We start from the raw sequence: 17,304 nt of genomic DNA, 5'->3' as shown, positions 1-17,304 counted from the left end.
GATGGACCCGGGGCCGCCTTGCCTGATATCGGGGAAAACCGTCAGGCGCTGTGGACGTCTCCCGCCGATACTCCGGACAGGAACTCGGCCCACTCGCCCGGCGCGAAGGCCAGTACCGGCCCATTGCCGTGATCCTTGGTATCACGGACCGCTATATTGCCGTCTACGAGAAATGCGACCTCCACGCAGTTCCCGTCCGGGCCGCTGTATGTGCTCTTCCTCCACACAGCACCCGTCATATCCACCTTCACGGCACTGCACTCCTTCGTTGCGTCGATAATGATATTCGATTCCTGCATAGTTCCTGACTAGCTGGCATCCGGCAGGTGACACCGAATACACCGATGCACGCGGAGATAGCGAGCAAATATCCGGTTTGCCAGGATCGGACTCGCACTTCCGCGAACACATCTGACGCGGTGACCAAAACCCCTAGTGAGCATGCACCGCACTTCGAACACTAGCAGGTTCACACCAGATTTGCCGAGCTCTTGCCAACTGGGCCAATGCATTTGCCAATCCTGCTAAGGTATCCTATTGCTGCATAATTGCGGACTTATAAGGATGATTTTGCTCAAAAAACGACTGGTACCCACCAATAGCCGAACGTGATTGTTATGTGATCGCCGATTTACCCTTTGTCAATCCCCCTGCCGCGTCGGCGAGCGCACCGCGGCGGGATGATGGCGCCATGCCCGAACGCGATCGCGACGATCTGGGACGTGCCACCAACGCCAGGCCCCGGGACCGACTGGGTCGCCCGCTGCCGCCGGGAAGTCCCGGGGTGCCGCGGATACCCGATGACCTGGACCTCGAGCCCCCGGAGGCCCTCGCCTACGCCCAGCAGCTGCTGGACCAGGGGCTCGCCTTCAACGCGCACGAGGTACTGGAGTCGGTCTGGAAGAACGGCCCGGACGCCGAGCGCATGTTATGGCAGGGTCTCGCGCAGTACGCGGTCGGCCTCACCCATATCCAGCGCGGAAACGGCAAGGGCGCCCGGACACTGCTCCAACGCGCCATAGACCGGCTGCGCGCGTTCGATCCGGTCGCCGCGGGACATCCGGCCGGGGAACTCCCCTACGGCCTCGACGGTCCCGGCCTGATCGCCCACGCCGGAGCACTGCTGGACGAATTGCCCGAGGCCGGTGATCGCGTGAACTCCGGGAGCGGGCGGGTCGTCCCGCCCACGATCGATCCATCCAGGCTGATGCCACGGCTGCGCCGCGAATTACCATGATTGCGATGCCGACCACCTCGTCCACCCCGCGGGCCGGCCGATACGCACCCAGTCCGTCGGGCGACCTGCACCTGGGCAATCTGCGCACCGCACTGCTGGCTTGGCTCTTCGCCCGCGCCGGCGGGCGCCGGTTCGTGCTCCGGGTCGACGACCTGGACCGGGTCCGGCCCGGCGCCGAATCACGCCAGCTCGCCGATCTCACCGCTCTCGGCCTGGATTGGGACGGCCCGGTGACCCACCAGACCGACCGGCTCGACCGCTACGACGCGGCGGTCGAGCGGCTCACCGCCGCCGGCCTCACCTACGACTGTTACTGCACCAGAAAGGAAATCCAGCAGGCCGCCACCGCACCGCACGGGCCGCTGGGCGCCTACCCCGGCACCTGCCGCGACCTCACCCACGCCGAACGCACTGCCCGCAGGGCCGCGGGACGCCCCGCGGCCCTGCGGCTGCGCTCGACCCGCGCGGAGTTCGCGATCACCGATCGCCTGCACGGGCGATACGCCGGCCCGGTCGACGACCTCGTACTGCGCCGCGCCGACGGAATCCCCGCCTACAACCTGACAGTCGTGGTGGACGACGCGGAACAGGGCGTGGATCAGGTGGTTCGCGGAGACGATCTGCTCCCCTCCACACCCCGGCAGGCCTATCTGGCGACACTGCTCGACCTGCCGGTCCCCGAATACGCCCATGTCCCGCTGGTTCTCAACGCCGACGGAAAGCGGCTGGCCAAACGCGACGGGGCGGTCACGCTCGCCGATCGGCTGGCCCGCGGTGAAACCGTGGAACAGGTGGTGAGCGAGCTGGCCGACTCACTCGGGCTCGCCGGGCACACCGCCGGGGACCTCCTTGCCGGATTCGATCCCGGCCGGCTCCCCCGCGCCCCGTGGGTGCTGGACCCCGACAGCTTGGTGTGCGCGGTCCGCAATCCGTAACCTGGCCTGCGACCAGGTCTTCCGATTTCGAGTTTCAGGCAGGCGAGATGACCAGTGGCGGGTACGACCCCAGCAACCACCCCCAGGGCGGGCAGCCGTACGGGCAGCCGGCGCAGTACCCCCAGCCCGGGCAGTACGTCCCGCAGCCGGAGCACTACGCACCACAACCCGATCCCTACGCCCAGCAGGCGGCGCCCTACGGGCATCAGGCCCCGCCGCAGGCTCCCGAACCCGCTCCGAAATACCAGCAGACGGTATTTCCGCAGCCGCAGTACGGCGGCCAGCAGTACGGACAGTTCCAGCCCGCGTTCGGGGTTCCCGGCAACCTGTGGCCGCGATTCGCGGCCCGGCTGATCGACAATCTCATCATCGCGCTACCGCTCGCGGTCCTGCTGAACTTCGTCCTCATGCCGAATCTGGACGGCTTCGTCGGGCCCTCGATCAGTTACGCGATCATCTTCGCGGTCACCCTCGTGTATTCCGTGTCGATGGAATGGAAGACCGGCGCGACCCTGGGCAAGAAGATCCTCGGCCTCAAGGTCGTGGCGCCGGACGGGGCGCCCACCGTTGCCCCGCTGGTCTCGCTGAAGCGCAATGTCTACCTGGCGGTGCTGATCGTGCCGTGCGTGGGCTGGGTGGGCGGCTGCGCCCTCATGCTCTACATGGCCGCCACTCTGGACAAGAATCCGAACAAGCAGGGCTGGCACGACAAACTCGCCGGAGGCACTCAGGTCCTCGTGGCCTGAGTCACGCCCGCGCGATCACGCGGACGCCATGCCCGCGATGACCATCACCACGATCCAGATGACCGCCAGGGCGATCAGGCCCACCCCGGCCCAGATTCCGGCGAGCGCCATACCGCGCCCCTCCTGGCCGCTGTCGCGGATCTGGTTGAGCGCGATCACCCCGAGGATGATCCCGACGATCGAGGTGAGGCCGCAGGTCGCGAAACCGGCCAGCGAGGTGACCAGCGAGGCGATCGCCAGACCGTTGGTGCCACGGTTGGCGGGGTAGCCGTAGGGCTGGTAGCCCGCCTGATAACCGGCGCCTGCCGCACCGTAGGGCGAGTAGTTCGGCGTCCCCTGGTAGGGAGTCGACGGGGGCGCCGCGGAATACGACGGCGGTCCGGGAGCCATCGGCGGAGTGGAGGGCGTCGCCGGAGCCGAGGGGTACGGCGGTGCCGACGGATAGCTGGAGGGTTCGCCGCCGGTCGGTGGCCGACCGGCTCCGGCCGCGGGGTCCGACGAGACGCCCGACCCCCCGTACTGCTTCCACCACTCGTCGGATTCCCCGGGGTTCGTCATGACTACAGCCTATTCGAGAGTTTGATTGGATAGTCGGGTGGAAGAGTCGAACAAAACCTCGTTACCCGGCAGCTCTGGACACCCCGCGCCCGTTCACGCGGCGTACGCCCAGGTGGCGCGGGGGTATTACGCACCGATCGTCGCACTGTTCACCGCGACCCTCATCATCTCCAATATCTGCGCGACCAAGGGGGTGCAGTTCTTCGCCGACAGTTCGCTGAAGCTCGGACCGCTGGAGATCCTGCCCATCACCACCGACGCCGCGTTCTTCCTGTTCCCGCTGGCCTACATTCTCGGCGATGTTCTCAGCGAGGTCTACGGATTTCGCGCGACCCGGCACGCGGTGGCCTACGGCTTCACCGGGCTGCTGCTCACCGTTCTCTGTTTCGCCGTGGCCATCCAGCTGCCTCCGGCAGGGTTCTACGAGAACCAGGAGGCGTTCCGCACCGTCATCGGCACCACCCCGCAACTGGTCGCGGCCGGACTCGCGGGATACGTCGTCGGCCAGCTGCTCAACTCCGCGACCTTGGTCCTGATCAAGGAACGGACCCGGGAGAAGTATCTGTGGGCCCGGCTGATCGGCTCGACGGTGGTCGGTGAACTCGCCGATACGCTGATCTTCTGCTCGATCGCCGCGACCGCCATCGGAATCGACAGCTGGAGTCAGTTCGTCAACTACGTGATCGTCGGCTTCCTGTGGAAAACCCTGTGCGAGGTGCTGGTGATGCCGGTGACCTACCAGGTGATCGGCTGGCTGAAGAAACACGAACCCACCTACGCGCCCACCGAGACCGCCCCGCTGCGCTCCTGACCCGGAACCGTTGTTCCCGGCCGCCGCGCCGGGGACAACGGATACCGCGCCCCACCCGGATCCGCGTTCGGAGTCGCAGCCCGCACCGACTCCGGACCGACAGAGCGTAGAAGCGCACCGACCGAACGCATGCAGCGCACGGTCCGCCGTCCACAGATCGGCAACCGTTCAGCATTCACACCTGCCAGGTGATCGCCGATCCGTCCACGCACACCTTCCGTCTCTCCCGGATGATCACAACCATGGTCGGGGCCCGCCCCGGTTCTGGAGCGACAGAGCGAAGGAGCGCAGCGACTGAGCGCCGGAGTGAAGAACCGGGGTTGACAAGGGCCCCGACCCCGCGCCGCCGAAGGCGGCGCCAAAACTACGGCGCGGTGATGCGCCCCTGCCAGCGGCCGAGTGCTTCGGCGCGGAATTCGTCGAAGTACCCGCCGTCGATACTGGCTCGGATCCGGTCCACCAACCGGATGGTGAATCGCTCGTTGTGGATCGTGCACAGTGTCGAGGCCAGCATCTCCTTGGCCTTGAACAGGTGGTGGATATAGGCGCGGGTGTAGTTCGCGCACGTGTAGCAGTCGCAGGTTTCGTCGATGGGGGTGAAATCGCGTTTGAAGCGCAGGGTATCGATATTGAATCGGCCCGCTTCCACGTAGATCCCGCCGTTGCGCCCCACTCGGGAGGGGTTCACGCAGTCGAAGGTGTCCGCGCCCGCCTCGATCGCGGCGAACATATCCTCCGGTTCGCTGATTCCGAGCATATGGCGCGGTTTGTCCTCGGGCAGTTCGTCGCAGCACCAGCCGACGATCGTGCCGAGGTTGTGTTTCTCCAGGGCGCCGCCGATCCCGTACCCGTCGAACTCGGTACCGTCGGCGCCTCTGATCTCGGCCAGTTCGCGGGATGCCTTGCGGCGCAGGTCTTCGTATTGCGCACCCTGTACCACCGCGAACAGCGCCTGATACGGCTTGTGTGCCCGTTCGCCGGTGAGACGTTCGTGCTCGTCGATGCACCGTTGCGCCCAGCGGTGGGTGCGTTGCACCGATTTCTCCTGGTAGCCGCGGGTGTTCATCAAGGTGGTGAGTTCGTCGAACGCGAACATGATGTCGGCGCCGAGCTGATGCTGGATCCCCATCGAGAACTCGGGTGTGAAGCGGTGCTTCGATCCGTTCAGATGCGATCGGAAGGTGACGCCATCCTCGTCGACGGTGGCCAGTCGTTCCTTGCCCTTGGCGATCACATCGTCGCTGCGCACGTCGACGGTCTCCATGGCGAGCACCTTCTTGAATCCCACGCCCAGCGACATCACCTGGAAGCCGCCGCTGTCGGTGAAGGTGGGCCCGGGCCAGTTCATGAAGGCCGACAGACCGCCGGCGTCGTCGACGATGTCCGGGCCGGGTTGCAGGTACAGGTGGTAGGCGTTGGCGAGCAATGCCTGCGCCCCGAGTTCGGCCATCGCTTCGGGAAGCACGGCTTTCACGGTCGCCTTGGTGCCCACCGGTACGAACGCGGGCGTCGCGATGGAACCGTGCGGGGTCCGCAGGACACCGCTGCGGCCGTGCCGCCCCTCGAGGCGGGCACCGATACTGAACGAGAACCCATCGCCATCCGACACGCCGGACATCCTCTCAGGCCGTGTCCATCGGCATGAGCGAGGGCCCTGCATGGTTACGCTTCGCTGCCGCCTCCGGGCCCGACTCGCTCATGCTGTGTCCATCGGCATGAGCGAGGGCCCTGCATGGTTACGCTTCGCTGCCGCCTCCGGGCCCGACTCGCTCATGCCGGGTCAGGCCTCCACTGCGGCCGCCGCGAACTGTGCGCTGTAGAGCCGGTAGTACGCTCCCTGCTGCTCCAGCAGACCCTCGTGGGTTCCGGTCTCCACGATCCGGCCCGCTTCCATCACCACGATCAGGTCCGCGTCGCGGATGGTGGACAGGCGGTGCGCGATGACGAAACTGGTCCGGTCGCGGCGCAGTTCGGCGGTGGCCTGTTGCACCAGCAGTTCGGTGCGGGTGTCCACTGAACTCGTGGCCTCGTCCAGCACCAGGATGGCGGGTTTGGACAGGAAGGCGCGGGCGATGGTGATGAGCTGTTTTTCGCCGGCGCTCACCCCGGTGCCCTCTTCGTCGATCACGGTGTCGTAACCGTCCGGCAGCGCGTGCACGAACCGGTCCACGTAGGCCGCTCGAGCGGCGGTGAGGATCTCGTCCTCGCTCGCCTCGGGATCGCCGTAGGCGATGTTCTCCCGGATGGTGCCCTTGAACAGCCAGGTGTCCTGCAACACCATCCCGATACGGGAGCGCAGCTGTTCGCGGCTGAGTGCGGTGATGTCGATTCCGTCGATGGTGATGGCGCCGGAGTCCAGTTCGTAGAAACGCAGCAGCAGGTTGACCAGCGTGGTCTTGCCGGCTCCGGTCGGTCCCACGATCGCGACGACATGCCCCGGTTCGGCGACCAGCGAGAGCTCTTCGATCACCGGTTTCTCCGGTTCGTACCGGAAGGAGACGGCGTCGAACGCGACCTCACCCCGCTCGGGCGGACGGGTGATCTGCCGCGCCGGATCCGGGCTCTGCTCGGGGGCGTCCAGGATGTCGAAGATCCGTTCCGCCGAGGCGACCCCGGACTGCAGCAGATTGGCCATGGCGCCGATCTGGGTCAGCGGCTGGCTGAACTGGCGCGAATACTGGATGAACGCCTGCACCTCGCCCAGCGACAGCTGGCCGGAGGCGACGCGCAGTCCACCGATCAGGGCGACCAGCACGTAGTTCACGTTCCCGAGGAACATCGAGGCCGGCATGATCAGCCCGGAGATGAACTGCGCTTTGAAGCTCGACTGGTACAGACGGTCGTTGCGCTCGTCGAACTCGGCGCCGACCTGCTTGCCGCGGCCGAACGCGGTGACCACCTCGTGCCCGGTGTAGGCCTCTTCGACCTGCGCGTTCACCAGACCGGTGTACTTCCACTGGTTCACGAAATGCGGTTTGGACCGTTTGGCGATCTGCGCGGTCACCACGATCACCGCGGGCACTGTCAGCAGCGCGACCAGCGCCAGCAGCCACGAGATCCAGAACATCATCCCGAGAATGCCGATCACGGTGAGCACCGAGACCAGCAGCTGGCTCATGGTCTGCTGCAGGCTCTGCGAGACATTGTCCACATCGTTGGTGACCCGGCTGAGCACGTCCCCGCGGGGCGCGGAATCGAAGTAGCTCAGCGGCAGCCGGTGAATCTTGTCCTCGACGTCGGAGCGCAGCCGCTTGATCACGCGGTTGATCACGTCGTTGAGCAGGAAGGCCTGCAACCAGCCGAACAGGGCCGCGCCCAGGTACAGCGCGAGCACCACGATCAGCACGCGGCCGACGGCGCTGAAGTCGACCCCGACACCGGGTACGACCTCCATCGCCGACAGCATGTCGGCCATGGTGTTCTGCCCTTGGGCCCGCAGTCCGGCGATCGCTTCCGCTTTGGTCACCCCCGCCGGCAGCTGCCGGCCGACGACACCGTCGAAGATCAGGTTCGTGGCCTTGCCGAGCAGGTAGGGGCCGGCGATGTTCAGCACCACCGAGACGATGCCCAGCGCGATGATCACGCCCACCAGCATTCGTTCCGGCGCGAGCCGCCCCACCAGCTTTTTCAGTGACGGTGTGAAAGATCTCGGTTTCGCGTCGGGGGCTCCCGTCGGCATACCGGGCCTCATCGAGCCTCCTCCACGCTCAGCTGCGATTCGACGATCTCCCGGTATTCCGCACAGTCGCGCAGCAGTTCCTCGTGGGTACCGATACCGGCCATCTCGCCGTCCTCGAGCACCACGATCTGGTCGGCGTCGCGGATGGTGGTGATCCGCTGGGCCACGATGATCACCGCGGCGTCCGCGGTGACCGGCCGCAGGGCCGCGCGCAGGCGCGCGTCGGTGGCCACGTCGAGGGCGGAGAACGAGTCATCGAACAGGTACACCCGCGGTGCGCGGACCAGCGCCCGCGCGATGGCGAGCCGCTGCCGCTGGCCGCCCGATACCGTGGTCCCGCCCTGCGCGACCGGTGTTTCGAGCCCCTGCGGCATGGCCCGCACGAAGTCGGCGGCCTGGGCGATCTCCAGGCAGCGCCACAGTTCCTCGTCGGTGGCCTCCGGGTCGCCGTAGCGCAGGTTGCTCGCCACCGTGCCCGAGAACAGGTACGCCTTCTGCGGTACCAGGCCGATCTGGGTGCGCAGTTCGTTCAGGTCGAGTTCGCGTACATCGGTACCGCCGAGTTCGATCGAGCCCTCGGTGACGTCCATGAGTCGCGGGATCAGGTTCAGCAGGGTGGTCTTGCCCGATCCGGTGGAGCCGACGATCGCGGTGGTCTGCCCCGGCCGCACCCGGAAATCGATACGGCACAGCACCGGCTTCTCGGCGCCCGGGAAACTGAACGCGGCGGCGCGCACCCGCACCTCGGCCGGGTCGCTCTGGAAGGTACGCGGCTGCGCCGGTGAACGCACCGACGATTCGGTGTCGAGCACCTCGCTGATCCGGTCGGCCGAGACCGCCGCGCGCGGAGCCATCATGGCCAGGAACGAGGCCATCATGACGGCCATCAGGATCTGCATGATGTAGGAGAGCAGGGCGGTCAGCGATCCGATCTGCATCTCCCCGGCGTCGATCGCCTTACCGCCGAACCAGATGACTCCCACCGAGGTGACGTTGCTGATCAGCATGACCGTCGGGAACATGAGCGCCATCAATCGGCCCACCCGCAACGAGACATCGGTGAGATCGGTGTTGGCCACGCCGAACCGCCACGTCTCCAGCGGCTCGCGGACGAAGGCGCGCACCACGCGGATACCGGTGATCTGCTCGCGCAGCACCCGGTTGACCTCGTCGAGCCTGGCCTGCATCTGCCGGAACGCGGGCACCATCCGGGCGATGATGAGCCCCATACTCAGCGCCAGGGCCGGTACCGCGATCAGCAGCAGCCAGGACAGGCCCAGGTCTTCGCGCAGCGCCATCACGATGCCGCCGACGCACATGATCGGCGCCATCACCGCGACGGTCGAGGCCATGACGATCAGCAACTGGACCTGCTGCACGTCGTTGGTGTTGCGGGTGATCAGCGAGGGCGCCCCGAACACCCCGACCTCCCGCGCCGAGAAGGTGCCCACCCGGTGCAGCAGTGCGCCGCGCAGGTCGCGGCCGGCGCTCATGGCGGCCTGGGCGGCCAGGAAAACCGAGGACGCGGAGGCGACGATCTGCACCCCGGACACCAGCAGCATCCGCAGACCGGCGGTCCAGATGTAGCCGATATCGCCCTTGGTGACGCCCTCGTCGATAAGGTCGGCGTTCAGGGTGGGCAGGTACAGCATCGCGATCACCGAGATCAGTTGCAGCACCACGATCCCGGTCAACTGTTTCCGGTACGGGACCAGGAAACCACGGAGCAGTCGGATCAGCATGATGATCGAACGCTACCGTCTGCGCCTCCGGGCCGCCCCAGAATTTTCCCAGGGTCGGGACGGTGCGGCGGACCGCCTTCGGCACCTGGTTCACGGCGGGCCCAGGCGCCGGGGTCGGCGGTGAGCGAGCCGATGAATTCCGGCAGGCCGTCGGCGGCGATATCGGCCAGGCTCACGTTCTCCAGCACCGTCCGCAGGTTCACGCGCAGGGCGATCCATACCTGCTGCAGCGGTTCGGCCGGCCCCGGGTACTGGACATCCTCGGGCCGGAGTCCGCGTACCGAGGCGAGCGGGCCCTCGAGCGCGCGGATGACGTCGGCGATCGAGATCTCAGCGGCCGGGCGGGCCAGCCGGTAACCGCCGTCGGGCCCGCGCCGGCTCGTCACCAGACCGGCCCGGCGCAGTTCGGCCAGGACGCTCTCCAGCACTTTGGGCGGTATCCGCTGAGCCGCCGCGATCGATTCCGCCTTCACCGCGACAGCCTGATCGGATGCCGTGATCTCGAGCAGCGTCCGCACGGCATGATCCACCTTCGCGGTGATGTGCACGACTGACCTGACCTTTCCGCTGTGCCGTGGGCACCGTAACGGGACAAATCTAGTCCGCGTCCGGTTGCAGAGCCGCGATCGCCGCGTCGAGCAGCGTCGACTCCACCACATCATCCCCCGCGCCCGGCGCCACCTCGTTCGAAATCAGCGCGACGGTCATGATTTCCATGGCCGCGCTGGCGCGCAGCAGCCGCACCGCGGTGGCGTCGGGCCCGGCGAGCCAGTTGCGCAGCGCCTTGTTGCCTTCGACGATCACCGGGTACTGGTCGGCCAGGGCATTGATGATCGGGACCGCGTTGCGCACCATCATCTCGCCGGCGTCCCGGTGCCGGATCATGGTGTGAATGTAGGCCCGCAGGACCGCGCGGCGGCCGTCCGCGTCCGGAGTCAGCTCCTCGACCTCGTCGGCGAGGGCACGCAGGTCGTCGAGGAGCGGATCGATGATCGCGACGAGCAGTTGGAGCTTGGACGCGTGGTGATAGTAGAGCGACGGCTTTGTGATTCCGACCGCATCGGCGATCTCGCGCAGGCTCGTCTGCTCGAACCCCTTGGCCACGAAGAGGCGTACGGCGGCGTCAAGGATGGCCTGCTTGGTGTCACGACCTGCGGTAACGTGGTCGTCAGCTTTCCGATTCGCCATGCTCGGTCCTCTCGTTCTCCCGGTGACGTGTCCGGCCGACAGCGGAAGTCGAGTTTGTTCCTCCACTTAACCTCCCGGTAGCCTACCTACCGTACGGTAGATAAACATGGCGTCCACCGTGTAGGCGGATCCACCGACTCGGGGCATGCGACGAAGCACTTCGCCCGCACAGTCCGGTCCGCAATAGCGACGTCGGCCGTCAGCTCGTCACAGCAGATATGACCGAAACCGTCCCGGCCTCGCTAGGAGAAATCCCTCGTGTCCGTATTCCTGTACAGATGGGGAAAGTTCGCTTTCCGCCGGAAATGGATAGTGCTGCCCGTCTGGGCACTGATAGTGGTGTTACTCGGTGGGGCGGCGGCCACGCTGGCCAAACCGTTCCAGGACAGCTTCGAGATGCCGGGCCTGCCGTCGGAGAAGGCCACCGCGATCCTCGAGGAGCACATGCCGCAGATGGCCTCGATGTTCAGCATCGACGCCATCAACGGCACCTATGTGGTCGCCGCGCAGAACGGCACCCTCACCGACGAACCCAACAAAGCCGCGCTCGACGCCATGGTCGGTCGGCTGAACGAGTTGGACATCGTCGACCACAGCGAGAAGATCGTCAACCCGGTCACGGCCACCTCGATGATGCCCGCGAGCCAGGAAGCCGCCAAGGAGCAGGCACAGGCCGCGAAGAACCTCGAACCCGGTGAGGCCCCGCCGACACCGGAACCGAACTGCCTCGACGGCCGGAACTCCCCCGAGTTCAAGGGCCTGTGCGGCGGCGCACCGCTGAACGTGCTGAACGAGGACAAGCCGCAAACGGTCGCGGTGATCGACGCGAAGTTCACGATGCCGAGCTTCTCCGACGTCACCGAGGAGAACCGGCAGGCCGCCGAAGCCATCGCGCAAGAGGGCCGCAACGCGGGCCTGACCGTCGAGCTGACCGGCGCCATCGCGCAGACCCAGCCCGAATCCGGACAGTCCGAGATGATCGGTATCGGGGTCGCGCTGATCGTGATGATCATCGCTTTCGGCGCCATCGTCGCGGCGTTCGTCCCGATCATCACCGGCATCGTCGGCGTGGCCTGCGCGGGCGCGCTTCTGCTGACCGGCACCTCGCTGACCGAGGTTCCGACCTTCACCCCCATCCTGGCCTCGATGATCGGTCTGGCGTTGTCCATCGACTACGCCCTGTTCATCGTCTCCCGGTACAAACACGAATTGGTGGTCCAGGACTCGCCGGAGGAAGCCGCGGGCGTCGCGGTGGGCACCGCGGGTTCGGCCGTGGTGTTCGCCGGGCTGACCGTCGTGATCGCGCTGCTCGGCCTGTCGGTGGTCGGCGTCTCCTTCCTCACCGCGATGGGTGTCGGTGGCGCCATTGCCGCCGCCTTCGCCGTGCTCGCCGCCATCACCCTCATGCCCGCCCTGCTCGGGGCGCTGGGCAAGGCGCTGTTCAAGCCGAAGCTGCCGCTGGTGGCCCAGCACGACCCCGAGGACGACGACTCGGTCACCAACGGGATGCGTTTCGCCCGGCTCATCGCCCGGGTCCCGGTGCTGACACTGGTCGCCAGCGCGCTCGTGCTGGGCGCGCTCGCCGCCCCGGCCACCCAGCTGAACCTGGGACTGCCCGGCGGCGACAGCATGCCCGAGGACTCCTCGGTCCGTAAGGCCTACGAACTGCAGACCGAGGGCTTCGGCGAAGGCAAGAACGGCGCCCTGGTGGTGGCGGTCGACCTCTCCGGAACCCCCGAGGATCAGCGCGACACCGCGCTGACCGCACTGCGGGACGAGCTGGCGGGCTACGAGGGCGTGGACTACCTCAGCGTCGCGCAGCCCAGCCAGGACGGGCAGGCGGCACTGTTCCAGGTAGTGCCCGAATCCGGTCCGAACAGCGCCGAAACCCAGGATCTGGTCGAACACGCCCGCGACGCCGAAGCCGCGCTGCAAGCGCAGTACGGCATGGAGTACGGCATCACCGGCCAGACCGCCATCTACGCGGATGTGAACAGCGTCCTGCTGACCAGCATCATCCCGTACCTGGCGATCGTCGCGGCGGCCGCGTTCATCCTGCTGCTGCTGGTGTTCCGGTCCATCCTGGTCCCGCTCACCGCCGCGCTCGGCTTCCTGCTGTCGATGGCCGCGACCTTCGGCGTCACGGTGCTGATCTTCCAGGAGGGCGCCTTCGGTCTGGTGAAGGACACCCATCCGATCATCAGCTTCCTGCCGATCATGCTGATCGGCCTGGTGTTCGGCCTGGCGATGGATTATCAGGTGTTCCTGGTGACCCGGATGCGCGAGGAATACGTGCACGGCAAGGATCCGAAGGAAGCGATGGTCAGCGGCTATCACCACGGAGCGCGCGTGGTGACCGCGGCGGCGATCATCATGATCTCGGTCTTCGGCGGCTTCATGCTCTCGCCCGACATCACCTCCAAGTCCATGGGCTTCGCACTGGCCGCGGGCGTGTTCTTCGACGCCTTCCTGGTTCGTATGGTGCTGATCCCGTCGCTGTTGGCGCTGCTGGGCAAATGGGCCTGGTGGATGCCTGCCTGGCTGGATCGGATCCTGCCGGATATCGACGTCGAGGGGACGAAGGTGCGCGAAATGCAGGAGCGCGCCAAGCCCGCGGCGGTCGAGTCCGAACCCGCCGGAGTCTGATCCACCGGTAACACGAAGAACCGGCCGGCGTCCTGTGGGACGCCGGCCGGTTGTGTTTTCGCGGGCCGGCCGTCAGCGCCAGGCGGGCAACTCCGGCAGCGGACGCGGCAACGCTTCGTCCGCACCCCGCCCGAGTAGCCAGGCCAGCAGCGCCGCGGCCGGGCCGGTGACGACCTGCCCGGGTTCACCCGCCCCGACGACAGCGGTGAAACCGGTATCGGTCGCGCTGATCTCGAAGGGCCGCACACCCGGACGTCCACCCAGCTCGACGGCGGCCTCGACGAGAAGCTCCGCGACGAAACCGGCCGGCCATTGCGCGGGTGTGTAACCGGCGTCCAGGTCCACATGGTGGATCAGCACCTCGTGCAGTCGCATCCACGGAATCCGGGTCGCCTCCAGCGGAGTGCCCTGTCGGGTCCGGACCTCGGTCCGCCACTGCTCGGCGGACAGCACCCGGGTCATCCCGGCGAGCCGGTCGGCCGATTCCACCAGGTCGGCGCGCTGTTCGGTGAGCGGACGCGGCGCGCCCAGTTCGATATCGGAGTCGCGCAGCGCCGGACTGGCGTACTGCGGGGTCTCGACCCCGGTATGCGCCCACAGCAGCAGATTGACCAGGCTGTCCGCGTTGCGGGACAGATGGGTCAGCACGTGGCCGCGGGTCCACCCCGGCAGTGCCGACGCGTCGGCGAGGGCCGCGTCGTCCAGAGTGTCGACGGTGGCGAGCAGTTCACGGGTCGCGTCGGTGACGTCACGCATCCGCGTCGCGAGCAGTTCGATGAAATCGCTGGGCACGCACCGACACTACTTCCGGATACGGAAGGCTCCCAGAGCGTTTCCGAAAGCGGGTGGCGCGGCGTGCGCCGGATCAGCGGCCCAGCGCCGTTTGCACCCGGTCGGCGGCGCGCGCCGGATCCTCGTGCTCCCAGATCCGGATGACCTGCCAGCCCGCCGCGACCAGCGCGGCGTCGGTGGCCCGATCCCGCGCGACATTGCCGGCCAGTTTCTCGGCCCACCACGCGGCGTTGTTCTTGGGGTCGGTGGCATGGTCCGGGCAGCGATGCCAGAAACAACCGTCGACATACACCGCGAGCCGACGCCGCGGAAACACCAGGTCCGCGCGCCGGCGCTGCCCGCGGATGGGCGGGCGATCCACGAAATAGCGGATCCCGCGCCGATGCAGTTCGCGGCGCAGCGCCAGCTCCGGCGCGGTGTGCGCACGGCGCTGCCGCGACATTCGCGCACTGGTGGCCGCATCGGTGGGCGGCCGCCGGCCGCCGCCCGGCGCGGGCGCGCCGCTCATGCCGCCCAACCACCCATGCGATCCAGATGGGCCTGCACATCGTCGAGGAAACCGGCCGGGAACCGCAGCGTCCCCATTCCCGTGCGGCGCAGGAAACCGGCGGTGGCACGCGCCGAGAGCAATTGGGTGTCGGTGAGAAAAAATCGCAGGTCTTCGTACGGGCGGTGCACGGGCCACGGCGAGAGCGGCACCTCGAACGCCTGGCCGGCGCTCCCCCAGGCCGCACCCGGCCACGGACTGCCCGGCGGCAGCGGAATATGCCCCGGGATCGGCTCGGCCGGATCACGCAGCCGGGAACCGACCCACTCCGCCATCCGCACGCTCACCGCGTTACCCACCAGTTTCCAGCGCTGACCCGGTCGGAACCCGGGCACCTCGAGCGCCGGCTCCGTCCAGCCCGGAGCGAATCCTTGGAGCCGCTCCCCGTCCGAGATCCCGGGCGTGACCATCTCTCCGGACGGTAGCCGCACCGCCGGCGGGCTGGCGATGCCCAGCCCCGATCCGCCCTTCAGCGTGGGAACGGCGTTCACCACCCAGCCCAGCCCGCGCACACCCTCGGTCCAGTAGAAGCCGCACGGATCGTGTTCCGGGGATCCGAGCAGCCGCGGCCCGGCGTCATCGGCGAACAACACGGTGCGCGGGTCCTCGGTGCGCGACGCCAGCATCAGCACCCGGTTGCGTCGCTGCGGCAGACCGAAAGCGCGGGCGTCGACCACCCGGTAGGCCCAGGTGTATCCGAGTTCGTCGAGCGCGGCGGTGATATGGCGCATGGCCGCCCCACGACCGAGTTGCAGCATGAACGGCACATTCTCGATCAACAGCCAGCGCGGACCGCGTTTGCGCCGCACCAGCCGGAAGACATGATCGACCAGACTCGATCGAGTGCCGGTGATGCCCGCGGTCCGGCCCGCCTGCGACAGGTCCTGGCACGGGAATCCCGCGGCCACCAACTCTGTGTCCGACGGCAATGCGCGCAATCGGGTGATATCGGTGTGCAGTTCGGCCGCGGGGAACCGGTCGGCCAGCACGGCCCGGGCCCCCTGGTCGATCTCGCAGAGCAGCGTCGAATGCCAGCCGTGGGCCGCCAGCCCGAGTTCCAGCCCTCCGATCCCGGCGAAAAGCCCAACCATCCGCGCGCCCGTCACGAGGTCCTCTCCATCCGGTCCGGCTCTCGAAGGGAGGTTACTCCGCGTGGCACACCCGCTTTCGGGGTCACGGCGCGGCGTCCGGCGCCGGTGATGTTCGCCACCCGGACCGGGTGCGGCCCACCCGCGAGTCGATCACCACGATTCGAGAGTCATTCAGCGACAAGGCCGTAGAAATAGCTGGTCACGGCGTTTATCGCGGACGCTTGCAGGTGAGCTGCCGAAACCCGGGGGTCTGGCAGGATGGGCGCCATGAAGTATCGCGTCGGTCTGGCCACCGTGGTGTCGGGCGCTCTCGCCCTGTCCGGTGGGGTCCTGCCCGGCGTCGCGGCAGCCGTACCCGGTCCATTTCACGCCGCCCCCGCGCGGCCCGATTCCGGCTCCGCCGAAGATCCGGGCCCGGTCGAGAAAACCGAACCCATCCCGCCGCGGCGCGCCGCGATCATCGGCGTCGAACCCGTCGACGAACGCCTGATGCGGGTTTTCGTCGACTCCCCGTCCATGCATCGCACGGTCCAGGTGCTGGTGTTGTTGCCCGCCGACCGGAGCAAGCCCCGGCCCACCGTCTACATGCTCGACGGCCGCAGCACCCAGCCCGACAGCAACAACTGGCTCGACCGCGGCCGGGCCGCCCAGTTCTACGCCGATAAACCGGTGAACGTGGTGTTCACCGTCGGCGGCCCCGCCAGCTTCTACACCGACTGGCAGCGCCCCGATCCGGTGCTCGGCGTCAACAAATGGGAGACCTTCCTCACCGAGGAACTGCCGCCGCTGCTGGACACCGAGTTCTCGGGGAACGGCCGCAACGCGGTGGTCGGCACGTCGATGGGCGCCGAAGCGGCCATGATGCTGGCGATCCGCCGACCGGACCTCTATCAGGCGGTCGGCGCGCACAGCGGATGTTTCTCCACCGGCACCGACCTCGGGCAGGCCCAGGCCCGGGTCGTCGTATCGACCTACAAGGGCGACCCGGAGAACATGTTCGGCGCCCCCGAGGACCCGGCCTGGCTGGCCCACGACGTGACGCTGCACGCGGCCGCGCTGCGCGGCAAAGCGCTCTACCTGTCGGTGGGCAGCGGACGTCCCGGTGTCCACGATTCGCTGACCAACCCGGAAACCCCCACCAGTGTGGCGATGGGCGGCCCGCTCGAGGCGGCGACCGATTTCTGCACCCGCCGGCTCGCCCAGCGCCTCGACACCCTCGGCATCACCTACACGGCCAACTTCCGCCCGACCGGAACCCACTCGTGGCCGTACTGGGCCGACGAACTGGTCACCTCGTGGCCCACCATCGCGGGCGGGCTCGGGATCGACTGA

Annotated in this window: 16 protein-coding genes; 6 read left to right on the top strand and 10 right to left on the bottom strand. The window is 67.6% G+C overall.

Annotation, left to right across the window (positions count from 1 at the left end; all coding sequences use genetic code 11):
- Positions 1 to 41: 41 nt before the first annotated feature.
- Positions 42 to 299 carry a DUF397 domain-containing protein gene (locus tag OG804_RS23675; protein ID WP_328389995.1) on the bottom strand — a complete coding sequence of 86 codons (258 nt, stop codon included), beginning with the start codon at positions 297 to 299 and terminating at the stop codon, positions 42 to 44.
- A gap of 392 nt (positions 300 to 691) precedes the next feature.
- Between OG804_RS23675 and OG804_RS23670 the strand changes: the two genes are divergently transcribed.
- The 3 genes from OG804_RS23670 to OG804_RS23660 are packed head-to-tail and all read left to right on the top strand — an operon-like array spanning position 692 to position 2,918.
- Positions 692 to 1,237, top strand: a complete 546-nt coding sequence (locus OG804_RS23670) for a DUF309 domain-containing protein (RefSeq protein ID WP_328389993.1) — start codon at positions 692 to 694, stop codon at positions 1,235 to 1,237.
- Entirely contained in the window at positions 1,234 to 2,172 is a 939-nt protein-coding gene (gluQRS, locus tag OG804_RS23665) for a tRNA glutamyl-Q(34) synthetase GluQRS (protein ID WP_442941609.1), read from the top strand. Before OG804_RS23670 ends, gluQRS begins: the two co-directional genes overlap by 4 nt.
- Before the next feature lie 47 nt (positions 2,173 to 2,219).
- Positions 2,220 to 2,918: an RDD family protein gene (locus tag OG804_RS23660; RefSeq protein WP_328389989.1), complete on the top strand. Its 699-nt coding sequence runs from the start codon at positions 2,220 to 2,222 to the stop codon at positions 2,916 to 2,918.
- 15 nt (positions 2,919 to 2,933) lie between these two features.
- Here the strand turns inward: OG804_RS23660 and OG804_RS23655 are convergent, their stop codons facing one another.
- A complete protein-coding gene (locus tag OG804_RS23655; RefSeq protein ID WP_328389987.1) occupies positions 2,934 to 3,476 on the bottom strand; it encodes a DUF4190 domain-containing protein in 543 nt (180 codons plus the stop codon).
- A gap of 37 nt (positions 3,477 to 3,513) precedes the next feature.
- Between OG804_RS23655 and OG804_RS23650 the strand changes: the two genes are divergently transcribed.
- Positions 3,514 to 4,287, top strand: coding sequence for a queuosine precursor transporter (locus OG804_RS23650; RefSeq protein ID WP_328389985.1), 774 nt, complete (start codon positions 3,514 to 3,516; stop codon positions 4,285 to 4,287).
- Positions 4,288 to 4,651: 364 nt separating this feature from the next.
- Here OG804_RS23650 and tgt read toward each other — a convergent pair whose 3' ends face one another.
- The 5 genes from tgt to OG804_RS23625 form a co-directional block, all read right to left on the bottom strand.
- On the bottom strand, positions 4,652 to 5,905 hold the full coding sequence (tgt, locus tag OG804_RS23645; RefSeq protein WP_328389983.1) for a tRNA guanosine(34) transglycosylase Tgt: 1,254 nt from the start codon (positions 5,903 to 5,905) through the stop codon (positions 4,652 to 4,654).
- 162 nt (positions 5,906 to 6,067) lie between these two features.
- Entirely contained in the window at positions 6,068 to 7,978 is a 1,911-nt protein-coding gene (locus tag OG804_RS23640) for an ABC transporter ATP-binding protein (protein WP_328389981.1), read from the bottom strand.
- Positions 7,975 to 9,708: an ABC transporter ATP-binding protein gene (locus OG804_RS23635; protein ID WP_328389979.1), complete on the bottom strand. Its 1,734-nt coding sequence runs from the start codon at positions 9,706 to 9,708 to the stop codon at positions 7,975 to 7,977. The genes OG804_RS23640 and OG804_RS23635 overlap by 4 nt, the downstream gene beginning before the upstream one ends.
- Positions 9,702 to 10,256 (bottom strand): RrF2 family transcriptional regulator, encoded by a 555-nt coding sequence (locus OG804_RS23630; RefSeq protein WP_328389977.1) that lies wholly within the window; start codon positions 10,254 to 10,256, stop codon positions 9,702 to 9,704. Before OG804_RS23630 ends, OG804_RS23635 begins: the two co-directional genes overlap by 7 nt.
- Positions 10,257 to 10,305: 49 nt before the next feature.
- Positions 10,306 to 10,896 (bottom strand): TetR/AcrR family transcriptional regulator, encoded by a 591-nt coding sequence (locus tag OG804_RS23625; protein WP_328389975.1) that lies wholly within the window; start codon positions 10,894 to 10,896, stop codon positions 10,306 to 10,308.
- 258 nt (positions 10,897 to 11,154) lie between these two features.
- Here OG804_RS23625 and OG804_RS23620 point away from each other — a divergent pair, with 258 nt between their 5' ends.
- A complete protein-coding gene (locus OG804_RS23620) occupies positions 11,155 to 13,542 on the top strand; it encodes an MMPL family transporter (protein WP_328389973.1) in 2,388 nt (795 codons plus the stop codon).
- 72 nt (positions 13,543 to 13,614) lie between these two features.
- Here OG804_RS23620 and OG804_RS23615 read toward each other — a convergent pair whose 3' ends face one another.
- The 3 genes from OG804_RS23615 to OG804_RS23605 form a co-directional block, all read right to left on the bottom strand.
- The gene (locus OG804_RS23615) at positions 13,615 to 14,334 is read right to left on the bottom strand and encodes a maleylpyruvate isomerase family mycothiol-dependent enzyme (protein WP_328389971.1); all 720 of its coding nucleotides are present in this window, start codon (positions 14,332 to 14,334) and stop codon (positions 13,615 to 13,617) included.
- A gap of 73 nt (positions 14,335 to 14,407) precedes the next feature.
- Entirely contained in the window at positions 14,408 to 14,842 is a 435-nt protein-coding gene (locus OG804_RS23610; RefSeq protein ID WP_328389969.1) for a very short patch repair endonuclease, read from the bottom strand.
- Positions 14,839 to 15,972 (bottom strand): DNA cytosine methyltransferase, encoded by a 1,134-nt coding sequence (locus tag OG804_RS23605; RefSeq protein ID WP_328398669.1) that lies wholly within the window; start codon positions 15,970 to 15,972, stop codon positions 14,839 to 14,841. Before OG804_RS23605 ends, OG804_RS23610 begins: the two co-directional genes overlap by 4 nt.
- Positions 15,973 to 16,239: 267 nt before the next feature.
- Between OG804_RS23605 and OG804_RS23600 the strand changes: the two genes are divergently transcribed.
- On the top strand, positions 16,240 to 17,304 hold the full coding sequence (locus OG804_RS23600) for an alpha/beta hydrolase (RefSeq protein WP_328389967.1): 1,065 nt from the start codon (positions 16,240 to 16,242) through the stop codon (positions 17,302 to 17,304).

The organism is Nocardia sp. NBC_00416 (assembly GCF_036032445.1).
Lineage (GTDB): Bacteria > Actinomycetota > Actinomycetes > Mycobacteriales > Mycobacteriaceae > Nocardia.
The sequence above is the reverse complement of the archived record's forward strand: the minus strand, read 5'-3'. Positions and strand labels throughout refer to the sequence as shown.